A 15,371-nucleotide genomic window follows, 5' to 3' on the forward strand; every position below is an offset into this window, starting at 1 on the left:
TTATTTCGCCTCGGTGGCTTTCAGCAGACGCTGCAGCACGCGTTGGGTAATGGCCAGTTCATCGCTATTGATGTCGGCCAGCAGTTCATTGCGCAGGCTATCCGCTTCGACCTTCAGCTTTTGATAAAGCGCGTTACCTTGCGGCGTGACGTGCAGCAGACGCTTGCGGCGATCCTCTTCCGGCTGAAAGCGTTCGACCAGCTGTTGCTTAACCAGGCGATCGATCAGGGGAACCACGCTGGCATCTTCCAGCCCCAGCGCCTGAGCCAGCTCTTTCTGGGTGATTGGCGTTTCCTGAATGGCAATGGTGGCCACCGCCATCCAGCTGCTCATGCTCAGTCCGTTGTCTTTCATTCGGCGATCGATCGCCTGACGCCAGGCATGGGCCGTCAAATGGAGTAAGCGGGAAAAGTTGACTTCCTGAGCGTTCAAAATATAGAGGCCTGATAATTAGAGGTCTAACTAAATAATGGCGGTAATTATATGCAAGGATCATAGTCGTTAGAAAGCGAAAGGTGTGACAAAAACGTAAATAAATGGAGAAATAGTTACGTTTTTAGACCCGCGTTTTCGCTATGAGGTAATCAACAAACGGTTGCCAGGGGTTACTGCAGAATTTACCCTGCTCAGGACAACGCCACGGGAGCCAGAGTGATGAATACGCCAGGTTGGGTGCAGCTTTCCAGAGATGATGAGATGCCGGTGGAAGCGATCCGTGCCCATTTCACTGGCCATGCCTACGATCCGCACTGGCACGATACCTACCTGGTTGGCGTGACCGAACAGGGAGTGCAACAGTTTCACTCCCGCCGAAAGAAACATCAGAGTCGGCCCGGTACGGTTTTTCTGCTTGAACCGGGTGAGTTGCACGATGGCGATGCCATTGATGACATCGGCTTTACCTACCGGATGCTGTATATCGATGCCGACTTTATGCGCCAGCAGCTGGCAGCCGTGTTTGGCAATGTTCCGGACAGCTTTGAACTCAATTTTGCCCGCACGCTTTCCGGCGATCGCCGGCTGGCCCACGCCACGTTCCATGCCTTTCAGTGCCTGTATGACCGCGAGTTAAAGATTGTGAAGGAGGCGGCAATGCAGCAGCTGTTTGCCGCACTGACCCAGCATCAGCACTGGCGACAGTCGATGGTTACCCCGAAGGTTGAAACGTCGCTGGCGCTGAAGGCCAGAGACTGGTTGAGCGATCATCTGCACGACAATATTGGTCTGAGTGATATGGCGCAGGCATTAGAGGTCGATCGCTTTCGTCTGTCTCGTGAGTTTCAGGCGCAGTTTGGCCTGCCGCCGCATGCCTGGCTGATCCAGCTGCGCCTCACCCATGCACGCCGGTTACTGGCTGAGGGCGTTTCACCGGCGAACGTGGCTGCCCAGCTGGGCTTTGCAGACCAAAGCCATCTCGGCCGCTGGTTCCGTCGCGCCTATCAGTTAACTCCGGCTCGCTATCAGCAAGGCTGTACGCCGCTTTAAATTCAACTTGCCTCTCTGCACAAATCTTCCAGACGGCGCTTGAGCAATCCCCTACCCTGCTGTTTTTACCTGCCTAAAGAAGAGCCCAATGAACGATTTACGCTGTGTAGTTATCCTGAATGCCGACCTGCCCGCCGGCAAAGCCGCTAATGCGGCGGCGGTGATTTCCCTTACTCTCGGGCAGCGCCATCCCCAATTTGTCGGGACAGAGCTGGTTGATGGCGATGAAAAAGCCTGGCCAGGACTGATCCCGGTGGGTATTCCGGTGCTGTCGGCCAGTGATGAACAGCTGGCATCATTGGTCGGTCAGTGTGCCGAACAGGGTTTCGATACCATTTTGTTCCCGGTTGAAGGACAGATGACCGTCGACTATGCCGCATTTTCAGCAGCCGTCAGACAGATCCCGACTGACCAACTTCAGCATTTAGGTCTGGGCATCGTTGGCGAGAAAAAAGCGCTGCGTAAACTCACCGGAAAGCTAAAGCTATTTGGTTAAACCCTTGTGACTTGCTGATTTCATTTTTTGCCGTCGAGCGCTTATCCCGCCCTGATAATAATGATTATCAGGGCCTGCATTTAATGCTTGATGCGTAATATATAATTATTATCATCGCGCGCTGCAGATTTTTATTTAAGACGACAACACACCTCCGCAAAGGCGTATTTATTCTCCCCGCAATTCGTTTAGCCTGCCGTAAATACAGGTTGGATATCAGCATATTAGCTGTCACACCCACGCCCACAGCTAACCTTCCTACCGCAGACTCAGGAAAGTCTGCAGATGCGAAAAATTTGCAGGGGAATGCGCTTTGGCTATAATAGTCGCCCTGACTTTAATAGTGTTGAGAAGTTTTATTAAAGTATGTGATTTCGCATCATGGTTGAAGACGGCGTACAGGCCCTTCAACCAAACCGGTAAAGTTTCACAGGAGGAGAAGCAATGGACGATGTAGATTTAGCGCAAGAACGTGAGGAAGCCCTTATCACGGCAGCCATGTCAGCCCGGCAGCCGGTGATCACCAGTCCTGACGGCAAATGCATCTGGTGTGAAGATGAATCGGTAGTGCCCAACAGCGCGTTCTGCTCCGCTGACTGTGGCGAAGACTACTCCAAGCACCAGCGTGAGATGAAACAACGTATCCACGGCGAATGACGCTGACATTCATGATTTGCGGGCAGCTGCCGATAATACCTCACCGGATGCTGCAAGCTGACGGATAACAACAAAGATAACACACAGCTTAAACCGGTCTTTATGGCCGGTTTTTTTTTGCCTGCTCACTTTTTGCCTGAATTTATCTGTTTTGAAGTCATCGGGCTAATTGACTCTTAATTCCAGCGCATTGGTTTTGTGGTGATTAACCAATTTGATGAGGAAATATTATGAAGGGATGTTATGAATTTTACATTGGGCACAAAAAAACCGCCCTTGGGCGGTTACGACATCACTGCTTATTGCTTTGATTTTATTCGATTTTAATCGGTACTAAATATGGTGCCCGGGGCGGGACTTGAACCCGCACAGCCATAAGCCGAGGGATTTTAAATCCCTTGTGTCTACCGATTTCACCACCCGGGCATGGGTGTAAAGTGGAGGCGCGTCCCGGAGTCGAACCGAGGTTAACGGATTTGCAATCCGCTGCATGGCCACTCTGCCAACGCGCCTTAATCTTGCTGTATCACCAGACTTTCTGATGATTAAAATTTGGAGCGGGAAACGAGACTCGAACTCGCGACCCCGACCTTGGCAAGGTCGTGCTCTACCAACTGAGCTATTCCCGCATTCAACAGCTGCGATAATCGCAGAACTTGCTGATTTACTTTATCTTCTGACAGACCAGCTGCCTTTCGATGCGTTGCATTCTACTGACCTGGAGAAATGAGTCAACACAATTATCCTCACTTTCCGTCCGTTTGCTGCTTTTTGAATCGCATCGATCACTGTTCAAACAAATCCCCGCGTGACGCGTTGAGATACTGGAACATTGACCAGAAAGTCAGTACGGCAGCAATGTACAACGCCACCACGCCAATTCCCACTACGGTACTGTCCGGACGCCATAACAAGGCAAACAGCGACAGCATCTGCGCGGTGGTTTTGACTTTACCGATCCACGAAACGGCCACGCTGCTGCGTTTGCCAATTTCCGCCATCCATTCACGCAGCGCCGAGATAATAATCTCACGGGCAATCATCGTGGCCGCCGGCAAGGTGATCCACCAGGAGTGGAAGTACTCAGCCACCAGCACCAGCGCCATGGCGACCATCACTTTGTCCGCCACCGGGTCGAGAAACGCACCAAATCGGGTGGTTTGCTTCCAGCGACGGGCAAGATAGCCGTCGAACCAGTCGGTGATCGCCGCAAAAATGAAGATCAACGCACATACAAGAGGAGCCCATTCAAATGGCAGGTAAAAAGCCAGTACAAAGAATGGGATCAAAACGACACGAAACAGGGTAAGTAAGGTCGGAATGTTAAAATGCATAGGTACGCTAACTGTTTGGGCAGAGTAGAATTTGTCCCTATGTTCCTACATTGCTCCAGGGGTTGCAATGCTTAGTGTTTCAGCGAATAAAAGATTTTCTCCGCCAGTAGTTGTGAAATCCCAGGCACTTTCGCTATTTCATCCACCGAAGCATTCATCAACGGTTGCAGGCCGCCCATGTATTTCAGCAGCATCTGACGCCGTTTAGGCCCAATTCCGTCAATTGTTTCCAGCGCACTGGTGTTCTTCACCTTCGCCCGCTTATTACGGTGGCCCGTAATTGCATGATTGTGAGAGTCATCACGAATATGCTGTAGAACATGCAACGCCGGAGAGTCCGGTGGCAGGTTGAAGCCCTCCCCTTCCGGTTCAAAGAACAGCGTCTCCAGTCCGGCTTTACGATCGGTGCCTTTGGCAATACCCAACAAAATAGGCCGATCTTTATCCCAGGCGACATCCAGTTCAGCGAAGACATTCTTTGCCTGCCCTAACTGGCCTTTACCACCGTCAATCAGGATCACATCCGGGATCTTGCTCTCTTCCAGATCTTTACCATAACGACGGCGTAAAACCTGGTTCATCGCAGCGTAATCATCCCCCGGCGTGATGCCGGTAATGTTATAGCGGCGATACTCGGCCCGCAGCGGGCCATTGCGGTCAAACACCACGCAGGACGCCACGGTCTGCTCACCCATGGTGTGACTGATATCAAAACACTCCATGCGTGTGATCTCAGGCAGATCGAGGATCTCAGCCAGCGCCTTCAGGCGTTGATGAATGGTCGACTGCTGGGAAAGCTTACTGACCAGCGCGGTACTGGCATTGGTTCGCGCCAGCTTAAGATAGCGTGCACGGTCACCGCGTGGCTTGCTTTGAATCGAAACCTTGCGGCCAGCCAGCCCCGTCAGCGAGTCGGACAGCAGATCTTTTTCCGGCAAGGTAAAGTCCAGCAGGATATCGGTTGGCAAGGTGCGCGCCTGACTGCCCTGCAGGTAGAACTGCCCGACAAAGGTCTGCACCACTTCCGCCAACTCGGTGCCGTTCGGCACTTTGGGGAAGTAGCTGCGGCTTCCCAGCACTTTTCCCTGACGGATAAACAGCACGTGCAGACAGGCCATGCCATTATCAAACGCCACGCCAATCACATCCAGATCGTCACCATTATTGGAAACAAACTGGCGTTCAGTCACCCGACGTACCGCCTGAATTTGATCGCGCAAACGGGCCGCTTCCTCAAATTTCAGGCTGATGCTGGCGCTTTCCATGCGGGCAACTAGCTGATTGAGCACCTGATCGTCCTTGCCGGAGAGAAACAGCCGCACATACTCAATCTGCTGCGCATATTCCTCTTCACTGACCAGCCCGTTAACGCAGGGTCCCAGGCAACGTCCAATCTGGTATTGCAGGCACGGACGTGAGCGATTGCGGTAGACGCTGTTTTCACACTGGCGGACCGGGAAAATCTTTTGCAGCAACGACAAGGTTTCCCGCACGGCATAGCCGTTAGGGAACGGGCCGAAGTATTCGCCTTTTGCGTGTTTTGCCCCGCGATGGCTTGCCAGGCGCGGATGCGCATCGGCACTGAGAAAAATGTACGGATAGGATTTATCATCACGCAACAGCACGTTATAGCGTGGCTGATAGAGTTTGATGTAATTGTGTTCCAGCAACAGCGCTTCAGTTTCGGTATGGGTGACCGTTACATCTATCTGGCGAATGGCCTCAACCAGCGCTTCCGTCTTACGGCTGGCTAAATTGCCGCGGAAGTAGCTGGTGAGCCGTTTTTTCAGATCTTTGGCTTTGCCGACATAGATAACCGTGCCACCCGCATCATACATGCGATAAACGCCTGGCTGGCTGGTAACCGATTTCAGGAAGGATTTAGCATCAAACTGTTCATTCACTACTGATTAACGACTCCGCATTGAACAGGCCATGTCGAATGGCCAGGTGCGTTAACTCAACGTCACCGCTTATGTTGAGCTTGCTGAACATGCGGTAACGATAGCTGTTAACGGTTTTAGGGCTCAGATTCAGCTGCTCGGAAATATCGGCAACTTTCTGGCCCTTGGTGATCATCAGCATAATCTGCAATTCGCGTTCCGACAAACTGTCGAACGGTGAATCGGATGTTTGCGGTTCAATCTGGCTGAGCGCCATTTGCTGAGCAATATCCGACGCGATATAACGCTGGCCGGCGTTGACCTGACGGATGGCATTAACCACTTCCTGCGGCGCTGCCCCTTTGCTGAGGTAGCCCGACGCACCGGCCTGCATCACTTTGGCGGGCAGCGGATTCTCCGTGTGGATGGTCAGCATAATGACTTTGATGTCCGGGCTGTAGCGCACGATTTTGCGCGTCGCCTCCAGCCCACCAATGCCCGGCATGTTCATGTCCATCAGCACAACGTTGACGCTATTGGCACGGCACCACTTCACTGCATCTTCGCCGCAGCTTGCCTCTCCGGTAACCTGGAAACCTTTTATATCTTCAAGTATCCGACGGATACCCGCGCGGACCAGTTCATGGTCATCAACAAGAAAAACGCTAATCAAAAAGGTCTCTCCAAGTGGGCACTACCAGCGTGGTTCAGGATGCGTTAAGAGGCCGGATCTTACCTCTTTTTAGCGGGTGTTAGAACTGAAATAATGGACTTTGTCAGGTGAAAGCATTTCAGGTAAGCCACTGTCGCTGTGGCTTCTCTCACAGGGTTATGTGATATACTTGTTATTGATTTACATTTTCAACGCAGTGCGTATACCGCGTTGAATTGATGATGACAACAAGGAGAAATCATGAGTAATACTGACTTTTCAACCAGTGAAGAAACCAAAACCCTGTCAGAGGAAATGGCCTGCATGAAAGCCCTCGTTACCTTTATGTTAAAGGGAATGGGTCAGGCCGATGCCGGCAAAGTCATCATTAATATGGAAAAGTACATTGATCAACTGACCGATCAGCAGCAGGCTGACGTCTTCAGCAGCACCATCAAGCAGATCAAACAGGCTTATCGCCAATAATTCTCTCTGCCACGCCTTAGCCCATTGCTTTTCCTTCAGCGTTGTAACATGGTTACATTTTCCCTCAAGCTGAATGGAACAATGGGCTTACTTATCAAAGCGGTACTCGGTGCACTGGTCGTTGTGCTGATCGGCATGTTATCGAAGACCCGCAACTATTACATCGCCGGCCTTCTGCCTCTGTTTCCCACCTTTGCGCTGATAGCCCACTATATTGTGGCCAGCGACCGTGGCATTGAAGCGCTGCGTACCACAATCATTTTTGGTATGTGGGCGATCATTCCCTATTTTATCTATCTACTGTCACTCTGGTATTTCGTCAGCATGATGCGGTTGCCCTATGCCCTCGGCAGCGCAGTCGCCTGTTGGTGCCTGGCCGCCTGGCTGCTGATAACGCTGTGGAGCAAGTGGCACGCTTAGCGGCCTCTGGCACTCCAGCTGACGGAAACACCCAGCGTGGGTAACACTTCTTCCGGACTGAAACGACGCGCACCGTGGAACTTTTCCGCCAGCTCGGGTTGATTCACCGGGATCCTGACCGCGAACAGGTTATCCTCCGACTGGATCACGCCAGCATTCAGCGGCTCATAAACCACCCGGTGCTGCTCGAACATCTGCTCAAGCATCGGCGTAGCGGCGCTGTAGAGATACTCAATTCCCGACTGCTCGGCTAGCTGCACGCTGTGCCATAAGATGCTTAACGGCAGCTCGGCATCAATATCCAGCTTGGCCGAGAAACGCGACATTTCCCAGACCGGCACCGGCGCCTGGCTTTTTTTCTCGGTCATATCGGCAGCCGAGCCGGCTTCCGGATCCTGCCACTGCATCAACCTGGCACAGCCGCAGATGCCATGCTGAGCCTTCCAGGCAATCAGCCAGACCACGTCAGAGCGATCGAAACGATCGTACTCCTGGCCCGGGGTACTCAGACGGGAAGGAATTGACCACCCTTCCCCGCGGGCAAAGACGTTGTAACGGTAACTTCCCAGTTCTGCCAGCAAAGAGGACGGCATATCCCTGAGCTTCGTTTGGATAATTTTCATCATTGATCCCCTATCGCATTCCCTCGTGAACGCCGCTCCTCACGGCTAGATCAGGGTTGTTACCCTGCGCGCAGGGTAGACAACCGATTAATATTGCGAAACTACCAAATCTGGTAGTTGCATCTCCCTCAAAGTAGACCGATTGCGGCTGCGTAAGAGGCCACCTGTGTTTTGTTGGGTGCATTGAACCTCTTTTGCATTTTTTTCTGATGGAAATTGACCGTATTCTCCGAAATGGACAGGATCAGAGATATTTCTGCTGAAGTTTTACCCTCGGCCGTCCATTTAAGGATCTCCAGCTCACGCTGGCTTAATTCCATGTTCATCACCGACATGGAAATATCTTTTACCTGTTGTAACGCCTCCATTATCAGTACCGATAAATACTGAAGCTTAAGTTGCTTTTCAGGCGTTAACATAATCTTTTCAAAAGTCTTACCCGATGCCATTGATAATATACCAATGGATCTATTTTTAGCCATTGCGCAGGCGGAAAATCCACTGTGAATGCCATACTCTTTCGCCGCATCAAACACTTTCTGCCCACGACGACTGAGAGGTTCATCCCATAACACTATTTTTCCCGGGACCTGGCAATTTTCGATCACCGGGTCTATGGCGGCAAAATTCCCTTTCTGGTAGGCGCTGACCCACTTTTTAGGATAGCTGGAGTAAATAAAGATTTTAGGCCGGGTAAAGGGCACTGGATGGCGAATATACAGCGCATAAAAGTCAAATCCCAACGCCAGCGTCTGCTGCTCAATGAGCGCAGTGATCTCTGAAATGTCGGAGACATTCAGGAATGCAAGCTGTATTTTTTCACGCCAACTGAAATAATTCTCAGATGTCATTTATTCCTCATCAAGGGTGAGAAAATCGCCCCAAATTTTGCTTATAATTTTTAGTGATGTGGGAAAAAAATGAATTAAATCGAGAAAAAAAATTAATGTATAAAATTAATTTTCCCTTCAGGTGATAATAACCGCAATTACGGATTGTTGCATCCGACGAATGATGCGTTAAACCCGCATTCATTAAAAGTCCAGTCAATTAAATTTATAAAGAACGGTAAAAGAGCCTTTACTTTCCCTATGCAGCGCGAAAAACAGGCCTCATCCCGCGAACTCATTAACCTAATTAGAATAGGATTTTTCCTGGAAATATTCAATAATTTTGACCCTGCTAAGATTAATAATTCCTGCTAACATTTTACTGATTAGACGATTTAAATCACCTAAACCGCCCTTTACCACCCATAGTAAAAACAAATAACACAATGAAATAAAACAAATTTATATTTTTTAGGGTGAATATTTGCCTTTCCGCTTAATGTTAAAGATTGCTGTAGTAAACGAATGATAACCTTAATGCGCCAAAGGGTTTATCAGCGTAATCTGTTTTACCCGTCTGTCGGCGGGATTGACTGCGTTAAAATGAGTCTTTACCTCTCGTTGGCTTTTGCCAGGTGCAGAGCCATAATCTAACTGGCTGAATGGATGTAATAGAACCAACCTCCCTCGACGCATTATACCGGTAAGGAAATAGTGATGTTAGACAGACTGGCGATGGTGTTTATCCTGTTAGGCATTTGTACTTCCCTGATGATTATCAAAGACATCCTACGCCGTCCGCACCCGGTGCGGATTATGAATCTGGTGTGGCCGATCACCGGACTTTATATGCCGTTTTTTGGCTGGCTGGCCTGGTGGTTTTTTGCGCGGAAAAGTCGTTCGGTCTCCTTACTCCGCATCTCCCGAGGCAAGCAGCAACCCGAGTTAAAGCAAATTTTTTCCACTACCAGCCACTGTGCCGCCGGCTGTGTATTAGGTGATATCGTTGCGATTCCGATAATTTCAATGCTGAACTACATCCCTTTTCACTCTTTGTTGATCGCCCACGCTATTCTGTCGCTGATCCTGTCGCTGATTTTTGGGGTCGCGCTGCAATTTTTCGCCCTGAGACAAATAGAAGGCTTCTCTCTATTTCGCGCGCTATGGCGGGCAATTAAAACTGATGTGTTTTCGCTGATGGTTTATCAGGCGGGGATGTTTCTCTGCCTTGAACTGGCGTTTCGCTTTATTTTGCATGGCCAGATTGAACCGCGCCTGCTGAGCTTCTGGTTTATGCTGCAAATTGCCTTAATGATCGGTTTCGTCTTTGCATGGCCGGCGAATAAGTTCCTGCTACAACGTGGGTTTAAACCCGTTATCTAGCGACAAAAACCCCTTCCGCGCATCCCAAGGTGGAAATGATTTGCGTGCGCCGCGTTGTAGTCAGGACCAATCGAATTGCCATAATATCGGCAGCTCTGTTGAAAAATCTGGTGCAGCCACTGCGCGTCATTCCCCTGTCGAGGCCAGGTTTTTAATACGCCAATCTGCTGACCGTTTGCCAGCCTGAAGCCAGACATATCAAGGGCATCGGCCGTGGCATGCTCGCTTAACCTTCCTTCCGCCCGATGATAGATATTCCGACAGGCATAGCTGCCAAGATGGTCGATACGCACCAGTGGCGACCCCAACTCTGCCGCAGCGAGCGGTTTGACGGTCTGCGTGACAAACATCGTGCTGCTGACGGCCAAAGAACAGCTGGCCAGAAAACTGGCGCTCAGGCCTACGTCGCCAAAACGTTGCACTCTGATCGGCGCAGGTAACGGACAGCTGCCCGAAGTGGGCGCGGGTTGACTGAAGCTGAGGTAGCCCTGTTGTTGGGCCCGTTCTAACACAGCGAGGCACGCCTGCGGATCGCCCGCAAGGCGTTGCAGCTTATAGCGGGTGATAAATGTGGGTGAGTCCGTCACTTGCAGCGGCGTGAAGGGATTCCAGGCTGAAGGCAGATTTTTGGCAAACCAGGGCGTAATTGCCACCAGCAGCAGTAAAATGCCGCCAACAATCAACAATCCTTTCATTTTATCGGTTTTCCCCCTGCCCTAAGCTGCAGATCCGTCAGGCTTTGATCACCCGGAAATCAGAATTAAACAGTGTAGCGGCGTTTTTGTGCAATCGGTCGGGTTATACCGAACTTTACCTGCCATTCCGGGGCTTTTACGTTAAGCTTTGCGCCGTAAAAGCCTTCAGAGCTTACATAACATCACGTAAAGGACAGGAAAACGTTATGGTTGACCAACCAAAAGAGACGCGTCTCGATGAAGAAGCCCCGGGCGAGCTCCGGCGCACCCTGCACAATCGTCATATCCAACTCATCGCTATCGGTGGTGCCATCGGCACCGGCCTGTTTATGGGCTCCGGTAAAACCATCAGTCTGGCCGGTCCGTCGATCATTTTTGTGTATATGATTATCGGCTTTATGCTGTTTTTCGTTATGCGCGCCATGGGCGAGCTGCTGCTGTCAAACCTTGAGTATAAGTCGTTCAGTGATTTCGCCGCCGATCTGCTCGGTCCCTGGGCCGGCTATTTCACCGGCTGGACCTACTGGTTCTGTTGGGTGGTGACCGGCATTGCCGACGTGGTGGCCATCAGCTCCTACTTCCAGCTCTGGTTCCCCGATTTCTCTATATGGATGAGCGCCCTGCTCTGTATCGCCGTGTTCCTGTCGCTGAATATCGCGACGGTGAAACTGTTCGGCGAGATGGAGTTTTGGTTTGCCATCATCAAGATTGTTGCCATCGTTGCGCTGATTGCCACCGGGATTGTGCTGGTGGCAATGCATTACCCTTCACCGGGCGGCGGCAAAGCAGCCATCAGCAATATCTGGGATCATGGCGGCATGTTCCCGAAAGGCTTAAGCGGCTTCTTTGCGGGCTTCCAGATCGCCGTCTTCGCCTTTGTGGGTATCGAGCTGGTCGGAACGGCGGCGGCTGAAACCCACGATCCGAAGAAGGTTCTGCCGCGGGCAATAAACGCCATTCCGCTGCGCATCATTATGTTTTACGTGCTGGCGCTACTGGTGATCATGGCGGTGACGCCATGGAACAGCGTGGTTGCTGACCGCAGCCCGTTCGTTGAGATGTTTATGCTGATTGGCTTACCCGCTGCGGCCAGCATCGTTAACTTTGTGGTGCTGACCTCGGCGGCGTCGTCCGCTAACAGCGGCATCTTCTCCACCAGCCGTATGCTGTATGGCCTGGCGCAACAGGGTGTGGCACACCGTCGCTTTGGCATGCTTTCCCGCCGGGCGGTGCCGACCACCGGTCTGTTCTTCTCGTGCCTGTGTCTGCTGGGCGGCGTTGCCTTGATTTACCTGATCCCGAACGTGATGCAGGTGTTCACGCTGGTCACCACCGTGTCAGCGATCCTGTTTATGTTTGTCTGGACGATTATTCTCTGTTCATACCTGGCTTACCGCAAAAAGCGCCCTGAACTGCATGCGGAGTCCAGCTATAAAATGCCGATGGGTAAGTTTATGTGCTGGGTGTGCATCGCGTTCTTCGCGTTTGTGCTGGTGCTGCTGACGCTGCAGGAGGATACCCGTCAGGCGCTGATGGTGACGCCAATCTGGTTTATTCTGCTGGGAATTGGCTGGTGGTTACGCCAGAGAAAACAGGCGTAATGTGATGCTGGTGGGCCGCTCAGGCCCACCATTTTTTAGCGAACCCGAATCCCTTCGATCACCATCCGCTGCACGTTTTCAACCGTCTGATTGAAAAAGCCTTCATCATTTAACGTCTGCCCGGTCACCGCTTCGATCTGAGTTGAAAAATCGGCGTAATGTTGGGTCGTGGCCCACAGCATAAAGATCAGATGATGCGGTTCAACAGCCGCCAGTTTGCCCTGATTTATCCAGCCTTCAATCACCGCAGATTTCTCATCCACCAGCCCTTTCAGATCGCCTTCCAGCTCCCCTTTCAGCAACGGTGCGCCCTGAAGCATCTCCATGCAGAACAGGCGTGATGCCTGCGGATGATCGCGCGACACCTCAAGCTTAAGCCGGATGTAGTCCTTGATCGCCACTAAGGGCTGCTGGTCTTCCCGCAACGCACGCAGTGGCGCCAGCCAGACATCAAGAATGTCCTTCAGCACCGCAATATAGAGGGCCTCTTTCGACGGGAAGTAGTACAGCAGGTTGGTTTTAGAAACGTCAGCCCCTTCGGCCACTTTATCCAGGCTGGTGCCATGCACGCCAAATTGTGAAAACAGCGCCAGTGCCGCAGTGAGGATCGCCGTGCGTTTCGCCGCTACCGCACGTGAGCGGCGCGTAGGCGCCTTCACCGATGTCTTATCTGTAGAATTCACTGAGACCTCATACTCCATGTGGGGTGCCGGGATGATAGCAAAACCCCTCGCCCGGACCTAATGCACTTAAATTGACCACGATGCCTGCTTTTTGTGCACCTGATTTTGACCAAATGGTCTGTTTTAGACCATTCACTCCAGAAAAATTTAACACAAATATTTCAACACACTGATTACTAGCACCTTTTATAAACTGGCACAGCGTTTGCAATTATCTCAACAAGCGCCGCTTCAGGGAGAGTGCAGGATGCATTGCAGCGCACAACTTTACCCTAACGCACACCCAGAGGTATCCCAATGAAAATCGGTGTCTTTATCCCAATTGGCAACAACGGCTGGCTGATCTCCACCAACGCGCCGCAATACATGCCGACCTTTGAACTGAATAAAGCGATTGTGCAGAAAGCCGAGCATTATCACTTCGACTTTGCGCTGTCGATGATCAAACTGCGTGGCTTTGGCGGCAAGACCGAGTTCTGGGATCATAACCTTGAATCCTTCACCCTGATGGCTGGCCTCGCTGCCGTCACTTCGCGCATCGAAATCTATGCCACGGCGGCCACGCTGACGCTGCCGCCGGCCATTGTGGCGCGCATGGCTTCCACGGTTGATTCCATTTCTAACGGCCGCTTCGGGGTGAACCTGGTGACCGGCTGGCAGAAACCGGAATACGATCAGATGGGTATCTGGCCTGGGGATGAATACTTCGCCCGTCGCTATGACTATCTGACCGAATACGTCTCGGTGTTGAAAGATCTGTGGGGCACCGGCAAATCCGATCTGAAAGGTGAGTTCTTCACCATGAACGATTGTCGCCTCAGCCCGCAACCGCAGAAGCCGGTCAAGGTGATCTGTGCCGGCCAAAGCGATGCCGGTATGGCGTTCTCAGCGAAACATGCTGACTACAACTTCTGCTTTGGCAAGGGCGTGAATACCCCAACCGCCTTCGCCCCAACCGCCACCCGTATGAAAAAAGCCGCCGATGAAGTGGGCCGTGATGTCGGATCTTTCGTTTTGTTTATGATCATTGCCGATGAAACCGACGAAGCCGCCCGGGCGAAGTGGGAACACTATAAAGCCGGCGCAGACGAAGACGCGCTTTCGTGGCTGACCACACAAAGCCAACAGGATAAAACGTCGGGCAGCGACACCAATGTACGCCAGATGGCCGACCCGACGTCCGCCGTCAATATCAATATGGGTACGCTGGTCGGCTCTTATGCCAACGTGGCACGCATGCTGGATGAAGTCGCGACCGTTGAGGGAACCCAGGGCGTGTTGCTGACGTTTGATGATTTTTTACAAGGCATTGAGAAATTTGGCCAACGCATCCAACCGCTGATGCAGTGCCGTACCGATATCATTGAAGCCGCGAAGGAGGTTGCGTAATGAGCAGTAAAGAGCCGGTAGTGTGCACAACAGCGTCGACTAAAAACTGCATTACCCTGCCCGCGCGGCCGGAGCCCATTGCCTTTCCACCCGAGCAGACCGCTTTAATCGTGGTGGATATGCAGAATGCTTACGCCACCACCGGCGGCTACCTGGATCTGGCGGGATTTGATGTGTCCGCTACCCGCCCGGTGATCGATAACATCAACGTGGCGGTGAAAGCCGCCCGTGAAGCCGGCATTCTAATTATCTGGTTCCAGAACGGTTGGGACGATCGGTATGTTGAAGCCGGTGGCCCAGGCTCGCCTAACTGGCACAAATCCAACGCGCTGAAAACCATGCGCCAGAATCCTGAACTGGAAGGCAAGCTGCTGGCGAAAGGCGGCTGGGATTATGATCTGGTCGATCAGCTTGTCCCGCAACCCGGCGATATCGTGCTGCCGAAGCCACGCTACAGCGGCTTCTTCAATACCGCGTTAGACAGCATGTTGCGCAGCCGTGGCATTCGCCATCTGGTATTTACCGGCATCGCCACTAACGTCTGCGTTGAATCAACGTTGCGCGATGGTTTCTTCCTGGAGTATTTCGGCATTGTACTGGAAGACGCCACCTATCAGGCCGGTCCGCTCTTCGCCCAGCAGGCCGCCATCTTCAATATTGAGACGTTTTTCGGCTGGGTGTCTGATGTTTCGACCTTTTGCTCCGCCCTGCAAACCGAAGCCGTGCCGCAACAACAAACGGCCTGAAATCTGAC

The 15,371-nt window shown here is 51.9% G+C and carries 17 protein-coding genes and 3 tRNA genes; 9 read left to right on the forward strand and 11 right to left on the reverse strand.

Features of this window, described 5'->3' with window-relative positions; all coding sequences use genetic code 11:
- Positions 1-432: a MarR family winged helix-turn-helix transcriptional regulator gene (locus tag ACXKZG_RS14390; protein WP_053145687.1), complete on the reverse strand. Its 432-nt coding sequence runs from the start codon at positions 430-432 to the stop codon at positions 1-3.
- A gap of 222 nt (positions 433-654) precedes the next feature.
- On the opposite strand from ACXKZG_RS14390, the gene ACXKZG_RS14395 reads away from it, so the two are divergent.
- From ACXKZG_RS14395 to ACXKZG_RS14405, 3 genes are all read left to right on the forward strand, one after another.
- Positions 655-1,485, forward strand: a complete 831-nt coding sequence (locus ACXKZG_RS14395; protein ID WP_488876273.1) for an AraC family ligand binding domain-containing protein — start codon at positions 655-657, stop codon at positions 1,483-1,485.
- Positions 1,486-1,573: 88 nt separating this feature from the next.
- On the forward strand, positions 1,574-1,981 hold the full coding sequence (locus ACXKZG_RS14400) for a DUF2000 domain-containing protein (protein ID WP_013201605.1): 408 nt from the start codon (positions 1,574-1,576) through the stop codon (positions 1,979-1,981).
- Positions 1,982-2,425: 444 nt separating this feature from the next.
- Entirely contained in the window at positions 2,426-2,638 is a 213-nt protein-coding gene (locus tag ACXKZG_RS14405) for a DUF2116 family Zn-ribbon domain-containing protein (protein ID WP_013201604.1), read from the forward strand.
- A gap of 340 nt (positions 2,639-2,978) precedes the next feature.
- On the opposite strand, the gene ACXKZG_RS14410 is transcribed toward ACXKZG_RS14405, so the two are convergent.
- From ACXKZG_RS14410 to uvrY, 6 genes are all read right to left on the reverse strand, one after another.
- Positions 2,979-3,064, reverse strand: a tRNA-Leu gene (locus ACXKZG_RS14410).
- Positions 3,065-3,076: 12 nt separating this feature from the next.
- Positions 3,077-3,150: transfer RNA gene (locus ACXKZG_RS14415), tRNA-Cys, on the reverse strand.
- Positions 3,151-3,191: 41 nt separating this feature from the next.
- A tRNA-Gly gene (locus ACXKZG_RS14420) sits at positions 3,192-3,267 on the reverse strand.
- A 156-nt stretch (positions 3,268-3,423) separates the two neighbouring features.
- The gene (gene pgsA, locus ACXKZG_RS14425; RefSeq protein WP_013201601.1) at positions 3,424-3,972 is read right to left on the reverse strand and encodes a CDP-diacylglycerol--glycerol-3-phosphate 3-phosphatidyltransferase; all 549 of its coding nucleotides are present in this window, start codon (positions 3,970-3,972) and stop codon (positions 3,424-3,426) included.
- Between the two features lie 71 nt (positions 3,973-4,043).
- Positions 4,044-5,876, reverse strand: coding sequence for an excinuclease ABC subunit UvrC (gene uvrC, locus ACXKZG_RS14430; RefSeq protein ID WP_488875061.1), 1,833 nt, complete (start codon positions 5,874-5,876; stop codon positions 4,044-4,046).
- A complete protein-coding gene (gene uvrY, locus ACXKZG_RS14435; RefSeq protein ID WP_013201599.1) occupies positions 5,869-6,528 on the reverse strand; it encodes a UvrY/SirA/GacA family response regulator transcription factor in 660 nt (219 codons plus the stop codon). Before uvrY ends, uvrC begins: the two co-directional genes overlap by 8 nt.
- A 240-nt stretch (positions 6,529-6,768) precedes the next feature.
- Between uvrY and ACXKZG_RS14440 the strand changes: the two genes are divergently transcribed.
- Positions 6,769-6,993, forward strand: a complete 225-nt coding sequence (locus tag ACXKZG_RS14440; protein ID WP_013201598.1) for a DUF2594 family protein — start codon at positions 6,769-6,771, stop codon at positions 6,991-6,993.
- Between the two features lie 81 nt (positions 6,994-7,074).
- Positions 7,075-7,413: a GlpM family protein gene (locus tag ACXKZG_RS14445; RefSeq protein WP_013201597.1), complete on the forward strand. Its 339-nt coding sequence runs from the start codon at positions 7,075-7,077 to the stop codon at positions 7,411-7,413.
- Here the strand turns inward: ACXKZG_RS14445 and ACXKZG_RS14450 are convergent.
- Both ACXKZG_RS14450 and ACXKZG_RS14455 read right to left on the reverse strand, forming a co-directional pair.
- Positions 7,410-8,036, reverse strand: a complete 627-nt coding sequence (locus ACXKZG_RS14450) for an acyl-homoserine-lactone synthase (protein ID WP_134824879.1) — start codon at positions 8,034-8,036, stop codon at positions 7,410-7,412. The two genes, ACXKZG_RS14445 and ACXKZG_RS14450, sit on opposite strands and share 4 nt — an antisense overlap.
- A gap of 128 nt (positions 8,037-8,164) precedes the next feature.
- Entirely contained in the window at positions 8,165-8,887 is a 723-nt protein-coding gene (locus ACXKZG_RS14455) for an autoinducer binding domain-containing protein (protein WP_013201595.1), read from the reverse strand.
- 795 nt (positions 8,888-9,682) lie between these two features.
- Here ACXKZG_RS14455 and ACXKZG_RS14460 point away from each other — a divergent pair.
- Positions 9,683-10,249, forward strand: a complete 567-nt coding sequence (locus ACXKZG_RS14460; RefSeq protein WP_488875062.1) for a DUF4396 domain-containing protein — start codon at positions 9,683-9,685, stop codon at positions 10,247-10,249.
- On the opposite strand, the gene ACXKZG_RS14465 is transcribed toward ACXKZG_RS14460, so the two are convergent.
- Positions 10,246-10,944, reverse strand: a complete 699-nt coding sequence (locus tag ACXKZG_RS14465) for an extensin-like domain-containing protein (RefSeq protein WP_488875063.1) — start codon at positions 10,942-10,944, stop codon at positions 10,246-10,248. The genes ACXKZG_RS14460 and ACXKZG_RS14465 overlap by 4 nt on opposite strands.
- A 206-nt stretch (positions 10,945-11,150) precedes the next feature.
- Here ACXKZG_RS14465 and cycA point away from each other — a divergent pair, with 206 nt between their 5' ends.
- The gene (cycA, locus tag ACXKZG_RS14470; RefSeq protein WP_346566077.1) at positions 11,151-12,545 is read left to right on the forward strand and encodes a D-serine/D-alanine/glycine transporter; all 1,395 of its coding nucleotides are present in this window, start codon (positions 11,151-11,153) and stop codon (positions 12,543-12,545) included.
- Positions 12,546-12,580: 35 nt separating this feature from the next.
- On the opposite strand, the gene rutR is transcribed toward cycA, so the two are convergent.
- A complete protein-coding gene (gene rutR / locus ACXKZG_RS14475) occupies positions 12,581-13,246 on the reverse strand; it encodes an HTH-type transcriptional regulator RutR (RefSeq protein WP_013201591.1) in 666 nt (221 codons plus the stop codon).
- A 279-nt stretch (positions 13,247-13,525) separates the two neighbouring features.
- Between rutR and rutA the strand changes: the two genes are divergently transcribed.
- Entirely contained in the window at positions 13,526-14,617 is a 1,092-nt protein-coding gene (rutA, locus tag ACXKZG_RS14480; protein WP_013201590.1) for a pyrimidine utilization protein A, read from the forward strand.
- Positions 14,617-15,363 carry a pyrimidine utilization protein B gene (gene rutB / locus ACXKZG_RS14485; RefSeq protein ID WP_013201589.1) on the forward strand — a complete coding sequence of 249 codons (747 nt, stop codon included), beginning with the start codon at positions 14,617-14,619 and terminating at the stop codon, positions 15,361-15,363. The genes rutA and rutB overlap by 1 nt, the downstream gene beginning before the upstream one ends.
- Positions 15,364-15,371: the final 8 nt, after the last annotated feature.

The organism is Erwinia sp. 2186, assembly GCF_057812255.1.